The sequence below is a fragment of the Streptomyces sp. NPDC002088 genome (genome assembly GCF_040296605.1).
In the GTDB taxonomy this organism is placed as follows: domain Bacteria; phylum Actinomycetota; class Actinomycetes; order Streptomycetales; family Streptomycetaceae; genus Streptomyces.
Genome location: NZ_JBEOXO010000018.1, coordinates 111,464 through 124,038, shown reverse-complemented (window position 1 = coordinate 124,038; position 12,575 = coordinate 111,464). Strand labels below are relative to the sequence as shown.

16 protein-coding genes are annotated in these 12,575 nt (G+C 64.6%); all 16 read right to left on the bottom strand.

Annotated elements, in window-relative coordinates; translation table 11 throughout:
• Positions 1-19 precede the first annotated feature (19 nt).
• The 16 genes from ABT114_RS32165 to ABT114_RS32090 all read right to left on the bottom strand — a co-directional run bounded on the left by ABT114_RS32165 (position 20) and on the right by ABT114_RS32090 (position 12,419).
• On the bottom strand, positions 20-463 hold the full coding sequence (locus ABT114_RS32165) for a hypothetical protein (protein ID WP_351146423.1): 444 nt from the start codon (positions 461-463) through the stop codon (positions 20-22).
• Positions 456-902, bottom strand: a complete 447-nt coding sequence (locus ABT114_RS32160; RefSeq protein ID WP_351146422.1) for a hypothetical protein — start codon at positions 900-902, stop codon at positions 456-458. The genes ABT114_RS32165 and ABT114_RS32160 overlap by 8 nt, the downstream gene beginning before the upstream one ends.
• A complete protein-coding gene (locus ABT114_RS32155) occupies positions 903-2,882 on the bottom strand; it encodes a DNA polymerase (protein ID WP_351146421.1) in 1,980 nt (659 codons plus the stop codon).
• 89 nt (positions 2,883-2,971) lie between these two features.
• Positions 2,972-3,775 carry a hypothetical protein gene (locus tag ABT114_RS32150; protein ID WP_351146420.1) on the bottom strand — a complete coding sequence of 268 codons (804 nt, stop codon included), beginning with the start codon at positions 3,773-3,775 and terminating at the stop codon, positions 2,972-2,974.
• On the bottom strand, positions 3,775-3,978 hold the full coding sequence (locus tag ABT114_RS32145; protein ID WP_351146419.1) for a hypothetical protein: 204 nt from the start codon (positions 3,976-3,978) through the stop codon (positions 3,775-3,777). The genes ABT114_RS32150 and ABT114_RS32145 overlap by 1 nt, the downstream gene beginning before the upstream one ends.
• A 32-nt stretch (positions 3,979-4,010) precedes the next feature.
• Positions 4,011-4,478, bottom strand: coding sequence for a MerR family transcriptional regulator (locus tag ABT114_RS32140; protein WP_351146418.1), 468 nt, complete (start codon positions 4,476-4,478; stop codon positions 4,011-4,013).
• 16 nt (positions 4,479-4,494) lie between these two features.
• Positions 4,495-4,971, bottom strand: a complete 477-nt coding sequence (locus tag ABT114_RS32135) for a hypothetical protein (RefSeq protein ID WP_351146417.1) — start codon at positions 4,969-4,971, stop codon at positions 4,495-4,497.
• Between the two features lie 99 nt (positions 4,972-5,070).
• Positions 5,071-5,424, bottom strand: a complete 354-nt coding sequence (locus ABT114_RS32130) for a hypothetical protein (RefSeq protein ID WP_351146416.1) — start codon at positions 5,422-5,424, stop codon at positions 5,071-5,073.
• 103 nt (positions 5,425-5,527) lie between these two features.
• Positions 5,528-5,662 (bottom strand): hypothetical protein, encoded by a 135-nt coding sequence (locus ABT114_RS32125; RefSeq protein ID WP_351146415.1) that lies wholly within the window; start codon positions 5,660-5,662, stop codon positions 5,528-5,530.
• Positions 5,663-5,727: 65 nt separating this feature from the next.
• Entirely contained in the window at positions 5,728-7,371 is a 1,644-nt protein-coding gene (locus ABT114_RS32120; RefSeq protein ID WP_351146414.1) for a DEAD/DEAH box helicase, read from the bottom strand.
• Positions 7,365-7,658, bottom strand: coding sequence for a hypothetical protein (locus ABT114_RS32115; RefSeq protein ID WP_351146413.1), 294 nt, complete (start codon positions 7,656-7,658; stop codon positions 7,365-7,367). Before ABT114_RS32115 ends, ABT114_RS32120 begins: the two co-directional genes overlap by 7 nt.
• 46 nt (positions 7,659-7,704) lie before the next feature.
• A complete protein-coding gene (locus ABT114_RS32110) occupies positions 7,705-8,664 on the bottom strand; it encodes a toprim domain-containing protein (RefSeq protein WP_351146412.1) in 960 nt (319 codons plus the stop codon).
• A 218-nt stretch (positions 8,665-8,882) separates the two neighbouring features.
• Positions 8,883-10,148 (bottom strand): DnaB-like helicase C-terminal domain-containing protein, encoded by a 1,266-nt coding sequence (locus ABT114_RS32105; protein WP_351146411.1) that lies wholly within the window; start codon positions 10,146-10,148, stop codon positions 8,883-8,885.
• Positions 10,148-10,591: a hypothetical protein gene (locus tag ABT114_RS32100; RefSeq protein ID WP_351146410.1), complete on the bottom strand. Its 444-nt coding sequence runs from the start codon at positions 10,589-10,591 to the stop codon at positions 10,148-10,150. The genes ABT114_RS32105 and ABT114_RS32100 overlap by 1 nt, the downstream gene beginning before the upstream one ends.
• 63 nt (positions 10,592-10,654) lie before the next feature.
• On the bottom strand, positions 10,655-11,314 hold the full coding sequence (locus ABT114_RS32095; RefSeq protein ID WP_351146409.1) for an AAA family ATPase: 660 nt from the start codon (positions 11,312-11,314) through the stop codon (positions 10,655-10,657).
• A 121-nt stretch (positions 11,315-11,435) separates the two neighbouring features.
• Positions 11,436-12,419: a helix-turn-helix domain-containing protein gene (locus ABT114_RS32090; protein WP_351146408.1), complete on the bottom strand. Its 984-nt coding sequence runs from the start codon at positions 12,417-12,419 to the stop codon at positions 11,436-11,438.
• Positions 12,420-12,575: the final 156 nt, after the last annotated feature.

Sequence of the window (12,575 nt, the reverse complement as noted above, 5' to 3'; positions counted from 1 at the left end):
TTCTGCGTAAAAGGGTTGATCAGACGCTGCCGTCGGCGCGGATGATGGTGCCGGGCTGGTAGTTGCTCCGGCCACCGAGTCCGCCCGTGGCGATCTGCTTGGCGGGGGTGGTGGGGCCGTCTCCTCCACTGCCGGACGGCAGGCCTGCGGTGCTCTGCGTGAAGCGCGGGTTGTAGCCGCACGTGTAGCACTGGGGCATCGCGTTGGCGTGGCCGATCGGCTTGAAGAACTCCCCGCCGCCGCAGTCCGGGCAGTGGGTGTCCTGCTTGGCCACCATGGCGCGGGCCGGTGCACGGCCCTCGGTATGAAGTGGCACTGTCTCCGGCGTCTGCTGCGGGGCGGGGTAGTTCGGCTGCGAGGGAGACCACCAAGGCCCGTTGGACTGCTGCTGTGGGACCGGAGCCGGGGCCGGGGCGGCCGGTCGGGTGGCCGCCCCCAGTTTGTTCGCCCAGAAGTTACTCAACGATCTGCACTCCATCCGAATACTCGATGATTCCCATGTCGAGGAGGTTGGCGAGTACCGCCACCACTCCGGCCCGGACGACGGTGGAATGGTGCCGCTGAAGGGCAACCGCCGATTCCTCGTCCGAAGAAATGCCGGAGTTAACCAGCATAGCCGAGGCAGTAATACCGGAAACTAGTGGGACGAGCAGGTCCAGCATTTCCCGGAGAGGCATCAACTGGGCGACTCGCTCGTGGCTCGCCCGGTGTTCCATCTCGGCCACTTCGGGACTGTCCGGACTGAGTTTCATGAGCGGGATCAGGCGCTCCGTCTGGTCGCACGGGACGATATCCCAGAGCAGACGCTTTACCAGCATCTGCGGTGTGTAGATGTCGACCTGCATCTCCTCTTCCTCTTCCGCGCCGTCCTCTTCCTTGCTCTTTCGGTTGAATATTCCCATTTACTTTGCCTCCGACCAGCGGTCCACGATCTTCACGTCCGACGAAAGCGGGACGCGGAGCAACTTCTGAATTCCTTCGCCGAGCATCGCTTCCTTCACCAGGCAGGCGGCTTCCTCGGCCCGGTCCTCCGGAGCGAGCACCACGAGTTCGTCGTGCACCGAGAGGATCAGCCGGATCTCGTCCGGCAGGGAGTTGTTCAGCCGGATCATCGCCAACTTGATCAGGTCGGCTGCCGATCCCTGGATCAGGGAGTTCACTGCCTGGCGCTCGGCTCCCATTCGCAGGCCGTTGTTCTGCGAGAGGATGAGCGGAAGGCGGCGCTTGCGGCCGAGGAGCGTGCGGATGTACGGAGGGCGGCGCGACCGGCAGACCCGGACGACTTCCTCCTTGAACCGGTAGATTTCTGGGAACAACTTCTGGTGCATCTCCATGAAGCGCTTGGCTTCCTTGACGGAGATCTTCGCCATGCTGGCGACCTTGTCGGGACCGGCGCCGTAGACCACGGCGAAGTTGATTCCCTTGGCGACCTGCCTGAAGTCGATGCACGTCCGGTCGCCGCTCTTTACCCGCGCCATGAACTCTTGCGGGTCCACGCCCATTAGCGCGGCAGCGGTGGCCGAGTGGGGGTCGACGCCGTTGTGGAATCCCTTGTAGAGATCGCCTCGGCCGATGAAGTGCGCGAGGACCACGAGTTCGATCTGTCCGTAGTCCGCGACGACCAGTTTGTATCCGGCCGGTGCGACGAACAGGCCACGGATTCGCTTACCGAGTTCCGTGTCCGGGCGCGGGATGTTCTGGAGGTTGGGTTCCCGGCAGGAGAACCGGCCGGTCACCGTTCCGTACTGGACGAAGTCGGCGTGGATACGGCCGTCGAAGATGCGGCACGGCTTCTTCGGGTCGCCCTCGATACCAAGGTAGGACAGTGGGTAGTCGAGCAGCTTGGAGACTTCGGCGTACTCCAGCAGCTTCTTGACGACCGCGTTGTTCTCGTGCTTCTCCAGGCTGTCGGCGTCGGTGGAGTAGTCCTTCCACTCCAGCTCCTGCCCGGACTCGCGCTTCTTCTTGCCGCCGTCGGTCGGCTTGGTGGGGCGCAGGCCCTGGCCGCCGTCCTTCTTCGGCGCATACAGCACCCCGGCCTTCTGCGCCGGGGCGTTGAGGTTGAACTGCTGTCCGGCCGCGCGGTAGATGTCGGCCTCGATGTCGACCAGCCGGGCGCTCATGTCGCGCACCAGCTCCTGCATGGCCAGTTGGTCGACCGGCGCTCCGGTGATGCCCATGTCCAGCAGGACACCCAGGACGTCCTCTTCCAGGCGCCGGACGTTGACCAGGCCCTGGTCGTGAATGCGCTTCTGGAACTTCTTCCAGAGGAGCCAGGTGTACTTGGCGTCCATGAACGCGTAGTGCCCGACCTTGGAGAAGGGGTGGGCCTCGACGCACTTGCCGACGTTCTCGGTGTCGTAGTCGACCTTGTAGTAGCGCTTGACGAGGTCCTTGAGGCCCTTCTGCTTCATATTCTCGTCGAGCAGCCACTGAAGGACGATGGTGTCCGAGTACTGCGGGGGCGCGATCTCGCCCCAGTACTTCGCGGTGGAGATCAGGTCGAAGGTCGCGTTGTGCGCGATCTTGATCTTGTCCTCGGCGAAGAACAGCGGCTTGAGGATGGAGAAGACCTCGGACGGGAGCATCTGCTCCGGCGGGTCGTCGTAGACCGCCGGAATGGGGTCGAACTTCCCGGTGCTCTTGTTCTTCTTCTTCGTGGCCTTGCTCAGCAGGACGTCGCCGTTGGGGTGTCCGAAGGGGATGGCCACGGCGATGCCGTCGGTGGCCAGGCTCATCCAGTTGGCGACGTTCTGCGTCGGGACGTTGCGGTTGGGGCCGAACGTCTCGATGTCGAAGGAGAAGGCCGGGCGCTCCATGAAGCGCTCGACCAAGGTATGAAGCCGATCAGGCTCCAGGATGACGGAGTTGCGTATGGGCATGCCGGTCCCTTCCGTGGTGGTGGGCAGGGGAAGCTGAGGGGGGAGGTCCCAGCAGCCAGCTCGGCGCCGGAACCTCCCCAGGGGGCTGATCAGTCGTTCAGGATCTCGCGGGCGATCTGCTTGAGTTCGGTCCGCGTGTTGACGTTCAGGACGTCCTCGTCGTAGGCCTTGGAGTCGAACTCCTCCAGGTCCTGCTCGTCGAGGGGCTCGATGTCCCAGTCGTCGAGGAGGTCCCGCTCCTTGACCGGGGTGATGTAGTAGTTGGTCTTGTTGTTCTTGCTCTCCTTGCGGACGGAGAAGTACAGGTCGTCCCGGTTGATCGGGGCGGTCTTCTTGTCCTTGGAGTAGTTCTTGAGGATGTCCGCGACCATCGGGCCGAACTGCCAGATCTTGACCTGCGGGTCCTCGGGGTCGGTGAAGTCGACGACGTTGAAGCAGACCTGCTGGGAGGGCTTGTCACCCGCGTCGTCGCACAGCGGGCAGCGGCTCTCCAGGCACGTCCAGGACCGCTTGCCCTTGCGCTCGATCCAGTGCTGGAGGAAGACCAGGAACGGTTCCTCGTCGAGGATCTTCACGACCACGGACTCGTTGGTCACCTTGAAGTTCTCCGGGAAGCCGGAGGTCTGGGACTTGGTCTTCTCGTACGAGCCCCAGCCCTTGCCGCCCACCTTCGGGGCGGGCTCGTCGTCCTCGTCGTCCTCCTGGGAGCGGCGCGAGCGGCGGGAGGTGTCGGCCTCCTCGGTATGAAGCGGCTCGCGGCGCGAGCGGCGGGAGCCACGGGCCGGGCGCTCGGTCTCCTCCTCGGCGTAGCCGTGCTCGTCCTGCTCGTCGTCGGCGGGGGTGTAGGCCTCGGTCGTGGCAGCGGTACGGCGGCGGGTGAGGGTGCGGGCCATCAGTTGTTCTCCTGCTGGTAGAGATGGATGTACGACTTGTCCTCGGCGGTGTTCAGCCGGGCCTCTTCGACGTCGGCAGTGAGCGCGCTGTCCAGGTAGGACTGGGCGAAGTTTTCGAGGGTGTCGAGGCTCTGGGCGCCGGGCAGTTCGTCGGAGTCGACGGTGATCTCGGCGCCGAACTCGACCCACTCGAAGTTGCCCATGCTGACGTGGTGCTTGGCACTCCGGGTGATCTTCACTGTTCGGCCAGCCTCTTGAAGAGGTCGATGACGCGGGCGCTGAACTGGGTGTCCTTGATGTGCTTCTGGTGGGAGACGAGGACGCCTTCCTCGTGCGCGATGCGGACGATGCCCTCGACCTGCTCGCGGGTGTAGAGGCGGCGACGGCCGCGAGGGTCCCCGTCCTTGCCCGGGGACTGGTAGGTCGACTTGGGGATGACTCCCTCGCGCTCCCACTTCCGGATCGTGACGGGTTGCCTGCCGAGGGCCTTGGCGAGGTCGCCGACAGTGAAGAACTCCGTCTCGACTCCCGCGACGACACCCTTGCGGGGCTTGGCGTCCCAGTCGGCCACCGACGTGGCGGCCTTGGTATGAAGCGGCGAGCGGTTCTGGTGCCGGACGATCGGCTTGGTCGACCCGGGGTAGTACTGCTGCCCGATCTCGGCGAAGGCCTCGTCGATACTGTCCGCGTACGTCGTGGTCATGTGGTGGGTGCTCCTATCAGCCACGGATGGGCTTGAAGGCGTAACTGACGTTCTCGGTGAACAGGGCGTCCAGTTCCTCGTCGCTGATGACGCCCTCCTGGTTGAGGACGTACAACTCGTCCTGGTCCAGAACCGTGGTGGTGACCTCCTTGAAGACGCGGTCGCGGATGCCCTTGCTGTTGGCCAGGGTCTCGACGGCGTCCTCGTCCAGGCCGACGCTGGTGCGCTTCTCGCGCTTGACCTCGGTGAACTTCTGGCCGTTGACTTCGATGGGCTCCGGGAGTCTCCAGAACTTCGAGCCCTTCTCGTCCTCGTCGCCGTTCGAGTCCACGTAGGCGCTGATCTCATCGCGCAGGTGGTTCTTGCGGGTGACGACCTGGGTCTCCTGGAACTTCAGGACCAGGAACTGGCGGACCTTCTCGACGGGGGTCTCGGTGTCCAGTCGGATGGGCTTCTCGACGCGTCGCGTCGTTCGTCTCTGCACGGTAGCCATAGAGCGGTGGCTCTCTTTCTACGGAGTAGTAGGTCGGTTGAGCAGTAGCGACTCTACATTACGTCTTGCCTGAAGTCCATTATGATTACGGCTTCTTTGTTAACGACGATCCTTCGGGAAGCCGGAACGTTGGCGCACCGCGTAGCGGAGGGCATCGGAGTCCGTCTGGTCCTGGCGGAGGCCGGTCTCCTCGACGTCCTTGTAGACCGTGACCACGCGGTTGGCGTCCGGGTCGACGATGGCAACGAGGTCCCCTCGGACGTGCCGCATTTGGCCGGGAACTCGGCCCGAGGGGTAGGTATGAAGCGGCTTATTGGCGGCCAGCAGGACGTCTTCACTGCTCCAGCCCTTAGCGGAGGCCTGCTTCTGGGCGTGGTAGGTGAGCCGGTAGGTGGGCTCCTCGGTGACGGGTGCCGACCAGGTGATGCCGAGAGCTTCCGCGATGGTGGCCATCAGGTCCTCCTCTGTTCGAGCCCTGTTCGACTGGGCTTGTGAGGAAGACTCTACGTAGCGGCATATGCCATGTCAATGGATTTCACGAATCAGCTTTACGACGTCACCGCTGGTCCGCTACGGCACCTCGGGGCGCCAGGCGAACAGGGGTCAGATCCCAGTCCTCCCGCTCCTCCGGTGGGTGCAGGACGCCCTCCAGCCCCTCACGGAGCAGGACGTCGAGTAGTTCTTCTCGCATACCTTGATACTGACATGCGATTACGGCTTTAGAACCACCCGACGTCCTGCATGAGATCCTGGAAGTTACGCCGCTTCCAGGCACTGCGTCAGGGTCACCAGGTCGTTCTCGATGCGGCCCTTGTCGTCCGCTCCACGGCCGTCGGTGATGGCCGAGCCCACCCTGCGCTTGTGCGCGAGCATGGAGTACTTCCTCGGCTCGGTCGTGCCCTGCGTGATCGCGTTCAGCACGTAGATGTTCTTGAACAGGCTGCTCGCGCGGTCGTGCCTCTTGTTGATCTGGTCCTGCTTGCCGGACGACCAGGCCAGGTCGTAGTTGATCAGGTAGTTCGCCATCCACAGGTCGGTGCCGAAGGCTCCGGCGTGGCTGGAGAGGAACACCCGGCAACCCTCTTCCGCCTCGAACCGGTTAGCCGCGTAGGCCTTGGCCCCGGCGCTCATCCGGCCCGTGTACGTGACCGCTACACCCTCGGGCAGCCGGTCGGCGATCAGGTCGAGCATGTCCGGGTTGACCGAGAAGACGATCACCTTGTTCTTCGGGGTGGCCAGGATGTCCTGGATGGACTCGGTCACGGCGTCCAACTTCGGGGTCGTGGTGACGTCATCAAGCACGCCGTCCTGCCACACCTCGTAGGCGTACTTCGAGCCCGGCCACGTCTTCTTCTGGACCCCGTCCTGCCGCGCCTGCTCGCTCTCCTCATACCGCTGCCCGGACATCACGATGAGGTCCGGGTGATTCAGCAGCATGTCGAGCGCCTGCATGCGGGACATGATCTTGCCCTGCTGGCTGTTCTCGTTCGGTGTGTCCCCGCCGTGGTAGTGGGCGAACAGGTCGAAGTCACTGGTGTTCGGACCGAGCGCGTGCAGCTCGGCCAGCAGGTCGGAGGAGATCCGCTTGTAGGCCTTCTTCGTCTTGGGATCCAGGGTCACCGGGATGGTGCTCTCCTGGACCTCGGGCAGGTACGGCTTGACGTCCTCGTCCAGGCGCGTCTTGCGCACCATGGCGTCAGCCAGTTTGGCGTGCAGCACCGGCAGGTTCTTGTAGTGCTGGACCCCGCCGAACTTGTTGCGGACGATGTAGGTCTTGTCGTACAGGTCGAACCGGCCCAGGACCTCGTCGTCGACCCACTGCATGATCGAGAACAGTTCCTCCGGCTTGCCGTTCTCGACCGGGGTGCCGGTCATCCCGTACCGGTAGGGCGCCGTCAGCCGCTTGATCTTCCGGGTGCGCTGCGCCTTGAACGTCTTGATCGCGGTGCACTCGTCCAGGACGATGCACTCCGGCTTGATCCGGCGGACGTAGTTCCAGTCGTTGACGACGTTCTCGTAGCCCATGATCACGTAGTCCGGCCGGTACGTCTTCACCTTGACGTACTGACCGGCACGCTTCTTGGTGTCGCCGTCGATGAGGATGCAGTACTCCTCCGTCGGCACGGTGATCTCCTGGGTCTGTCCGTCCTCGCGCACCTTGATGACGCGGGTCGGGACGTCGGTCAACTTGGCTATCTGCTTGGCCCACTGGTACTTGAGGGAGGCCGGGACCACGATGACGGCGGTCTCGACCTCCCCCAGGCCCAGCAGCTCCTCGATCGCGGCCAGGGCGATGACCGTCTTGCCCAGGCCCATCTCGTAGGCGATCAGAAGGGACCCGCGCTCGACGGCGCGGGTCACGGCATCCTCCTGGTACGCGTGCAGGTCGACGCTCAGCACTGCGAGTACTGCCGGTCGAACTGCCTGCGGGTGCGCGGTCGTTTGGCGAAGGGGACGCCGGGGGTGTAGTGCCCCTCCTGGATGTGGTCCGGGTTGGCGCACATCCGGCGCGTGCAGGCGCGGTGCTTCTGGCTGCCGCCTCCGGTGATGAAGGACAGCAGGCTCTGGCCCTTGTAGGTGGGCCGGGTCGCGGTGGACTGGAAGATCAGGCAGCCGGTGTCCGGGTCCGGCTGGACGCGGTCCCAGAAGGCCTGTCCAAGGTGCTCGTAGCCATCAGGCGGAAGCATTGGCAGCCTCCGCCGAGGTATGAAGCCGGTTGTTCATGGGGGTCTCCTAGAAGCGAGCGATCACGGACGGGTAGGCGTTGCGGACGGCGTTCTTGAGGGCGTCGGCCCCCATGTCGCCGGGGTCCTTGTAGGGCGTTCCGGCGTAGTCCAGGAACTTCAGGGCGAGGCCTCGGCGGGACCACTCCTGGCGCAGCCGCTTGCAGGTCTCAGCGCCCGCGTTGTCGTTGTCGAGCGCGATGATCACGGAGTCGAAGTGGTCCCGGATCAGAGACATCTGCGCGTCGGAGACTCCGGCGCCGAAGGAGGCGAGCCCGGCGGGGAAGCCGCAGGCGCGGAGGCGGACCACGTCCAGAGGGGACTCGACCAGGATCGCCGTGTCGCCCTCGTAGGTATGAAGTCCGAAGAGGGTCTTGGACTTGGCCATGCCCGGCGGCCGGTTGCGGAAGTAGCGGGCGTTCTTCTCCTGCCAGCCCCACAGCATTCCGGTGTCGGGGTCGCGGACGGGGATGATCCACATCTCCCGTTCGGTGTCCCACAGCACGCCGCAGGCTTCTGCGTCCTCCGGCATGAAGTACCGCTCGGCGCAGGCGCTCAGCGGCGGGGTGACGTACAGGGCGAGGCTGGCCTCGTTGATCTGCTTGGTCGTGTCGACCGTCTTGGGGTCAGCCTTCTTCGCCAGGAACTTCTTGACCCGCTCGATCCCGCCCCGCTGCCGGACCCAGGCGACCGCGTCCCCGTACGGGAGGTCGAGCATGTCCTTCACGAGGACCACGAAGGGGCCCTGGTACCGGCAGGAGAAGCAGTTGAAGTATCCGGCGTCGTAGTTTATGGAAAAGGAGGGGTGCTTGTCCTTCTTTCCGGTCCGCGCCTCGTGCATCGGGCACGGCATGTGAATCTCGTCGCCGCTGACCTTGTATTCCAGTCCGATCTCGTCCAGGCAGGCCGTCACGTTGCCGGGTATCGGCGTTCCGACTGCGTCCCAGCCCTTCGCTCTTGCTTGCCGCATTGGTCTTCTTCTCCAGGTGTTTCAGGTAGCCGAGCATTTCCCAGGCGTCCCGGCGTTCATTCCAGGTTCCGTAGGTGACGTAGCGAATGTTCATTAGGCCTCGGAGGTGGTGCATTTCGCTCGCGTATATCAGGGACCGGTCTCGGGGGTTACGGTTGTTCTCTCTGCACCAGAACAGGAATTGCTGGTAGGTTCCCGCGAGGACCACGGTTATCTGGTTAGAAGGAGCCGACGTATCCATCGGTGTTCTCCTCATCCATGGCGAAGGGGTCCTCGTTCAGTTCCTCGAACTTGCCGGTCTCCCAGTCCCACTGGCAGTAGGTTTCCAGGGGCGGGCAGTTTCGGGCCAGGACGACCTTGATCTTGTTGATGTTCGCGTCGTCCGTGGATTCGACACCGAGGATCACGTCGGAGTCCTGCGCGAAGGAGGATGAATAGCCGATGGAGTCGGACGTGATGCCCTTCTTCTTGTTCATCTTCCATTCCAGGACCTGCGTGGAGATGACGATCGGGAGTTCCAGGTTCTTCGCCATGCGCTTGAATCCCCGGGTGAGGTTGGTAAGCGCCTGACTGGATCCCTGAGCCTCGCCGAGTTCGTCCTGCATCATGTAGATGCCGTCCACGAATACGATCGTCGGCCGGATCGCGTCGATCTTCGACTGCACACCGGTAAGCGTCGTCGCATTCATGGAGTCCGAGGAGAGGAAGAACGAGGGCATTGCCTCAAGTTCCCGGAGGGCTCTTTCGAGTTTGTCCCACTCGATTTTCTTGAGCGTTCCGTTTCGCAGCCGGGCGTGGGAAATCCCTGCGCGGATGGCGTCGAAGCGTTCCTCCTGCTCCTCGTTGCTCATCTCGAAGCCGATGAACAGCGGGCGCTCGCCGTGCAGGTGGGCGGCCATGGCGGCCAGCAGGAGGAGGGTCGACTTACCGGCCTTCGGTGGGCCGACGAAGGTGACCAACTGCTCCTTCTGGAGGCCCTGGGTGGCCCTGTCGATCGTGTTGAAGCCGGTGGGGATGCCCCGGAGCCCGTCGGGCAGGTCCTTGAGCGTGAGGTACCGCGCAAGGCGCTCCTGGCCCGTCTCCGTCAGGTCGGTGTCGCGGGCGTTGGGTACCGCCGAGGCGATGTTGGCCAGCGTGCGCGCCAGCGCTTCCATGGCGGCGTTGGCGTTGCCTTCTTCGTGTGCGTCGACCGAGTCGGCCAGGCCCTGCTCCAGCAGGGCCAAAGTATGAAGTTCCCTGATCCGGTCGGTGAGGACCTGCATCGAGTCCTCGACGCGCACGAACTTGTACGTCGGGAAGTCGGTCTTGATGGTGGCCAGCGACGGGACCTCGCCGTAGTTGGCCTTGTGCCGCAGGATCGCCTTGAAGGCGGCCCGGTTGTCCGGGTCGCCGAAGAACTCGGGGGTGATGCCCGCGTCCGCGACAGGTGCCAGGTCCTTGTCCTGGATGACGCGGGACACGAGCAGGCGCTCGAAGTCCGCCACTACATCGCTCCGATCAGGGTGGTGGGTACGGCCGGGAGCATGCGTCCCTTGCTTCCGTAGATCAGGTGGTTCTCGTTGTCGAAGACGGCCGCGACGTCAGGCATGTGGGCCAGGCGGCGGGCCAGCTTCTTGGGGTCCTCGGACCAGACGCGGCCGATGGGCAGGCCCTCGATGTCCAGGCGCCACTCGACGGCCTCGGCGAACTCGTCGCCCAGGTAGGTGATGACGTCCACCGAGTACCGGTAGCGCCAGACGGTGTCCCAGATGACGTGGGCCAGGGGCTCGTTGATCTCGTACGCCTTCACCGCGCGCTTCCACTGGTGCGCCCGGCGGGCCACGGCTTCGCCAGCTCGGGCGCGCGCTGTGGGCAGGTTGCCCAGCAGGCCTTCGAAGACCAGGACCATGCGGGGACTCACCTCGTTGGAGATGTCGCCGCCCTGCATCAGGTTCGCTCCGCCGCGCGGAGCCGGGTATGAAGCGGCCCGGTTTTGTGGGAAGTCAACAAGTCACGCTGCACGGCGGTCTTCTCCAACGATCGTGAGGTGAGTGAAGGCCGCCTGGATGAAGGAGCCCATCGTGGGGTTGTAGACGGCGCCCCACTCCCGGGGCGGGACGTTCGAGGTGACGAGGGTGGGCAGGGCATCGCGGTGCCGCTGGCGCAGGAGGGTGTCGAGCAGGCCCTCGGCGTAGCCGGTCTTGGTGCGGTGCTCCTTGCCGACGTCGTCCAGGAGGAGGACGGGGGCCTTCTCGGCCGCCACGATCTTGTCCTGGATCTCCCACCAGCGGGCGACGGCCTCGGGCTCGTGCCGGTCCTGAAGGCCCATCTTCTCGATGGAGTCCTTAACGAAGTCGGCGTACGCCAGCCAGTGGACCGGCAGGCGCTTCTCGAAGTAGACCTCCAGCAGCGCGGCCGTGGCCAGGGAGGTCTTGCCGGTGCCGGGCGGGCCGACGAACAGCAGGCCCTTGCCGATCTGTGACCAGTCGTCGGGGTACTGGTCGAGCGGGCGCTTGTCGGTGACGTAGTGGTCGCGCAGGTTGTCGAGCCAGGTCTGGCAGGCGGCGCGCTGGGGAGCGTCCGCCACGGTATGAAGCCGCAGGTGGCGGTAGTGCGCCGGGATGCCGTACTCCTTGAGCCTCAAGGCGTGGACCCGGGGGTCGGTCGCCATGCGTACCTCCTGGTGGTGGTGGGTTCAACGTCCAGCAAGCTACCACAGTTACTGCTTCTTGAGTATCGCTTAAGAACAAGTAAGGGGCGGACCGCCGAAGCAGCCCGCCCCCGTGGGCCGGTCAGGACCAGAAGTCCTCGTTGAACCTGTTCTCTTCCATCGCGCTGGCGGCCTTGCCCAGTCGTTGGGTCAGCAGCCCACGGGCCGCGAGGAAGTCCTTCCAGGCGACCGTGTTGTCCGAGCGCTGCCAGGAGGAGGACCAGTACGTGATGATCATCTGCCGGATGGTCTCGCGCTCCGTTCCCTGTGCCATCCACCGGCCGAAGGTTCCGACCAGGGCCTTGAGGTTGGTGGCGCCGGGCACATCCGAACCGACTTCCTGGGCCCGGCGGTCGAAGAACTCCGCCAGTTCCTCCGAAGGCCTCCTGGAGCGCGCCGTACGCGGCGCCTGGACCCGAGGGGCCGGGCCGCCCTGCGAGGCCGGGAGATCGTTATCCAGCCCGCTTCCCGGGTCACCCTCACCGAGCGCCTGGGCTACGACGTACGCCGGGTCGAGTTCCTTCTCCGCCAGGACGGCTTCCTCGGCCACCTGCTTGCGGGTCTTCCTCCGGCCGCCACGCTTGGGAGCCACAACGGCGCTCCAGCCCCTGGCTCCCGGCTTGTTCACGCCCCCCTCTTCGAGGGCGTCGCCCTGGAGATACGAAGTATCTCTATTACTTCCAGTAGGGATATTGGGGTTGGGTGAAAAGTTCGACACAGGGGGTGCAGAATCTGCACTGCTCAGGGGTGCAGGATCTGCACTCTTCGAGGTCGAGGGCCACTCCACCACCGGCTTGATGCGCCGGACGACCGACTTGTAGCGCAGGGCCTCCAACGGGGCTTCCTCGTCGGGGACATGCTCGACGATCCCCTCCAACTCCAGTGTGGCCAGGGAGGCGTACGCCTGGCGCTTGGAGACACGGGCCTTGCCCGCGATGGTGTCGGCGGACTCCCAGCACATGCGGTGGGTGTCGTTGGCCGCGTCGGCGAGCGCGAGCAGCACGAGCCGCGTAGCCAGCCGGGTTTCGGAGTGCGCGAACACCTCCGACATGATCAGGATGCTCACTCGGCGGCTCCGTAGAAGCCGTAAGTATGAAGCCGTATCGGCATGCTAGGGTTACTCCCGTCTCGGGGTTTGTGGTGGGCCTCGGGGTGTGGTGGGCAAAGGCCCCCAGCAGTGGCTTGAGGATCAGTTCCTCGCCAGCGCTGGGGGCCTTTGCGT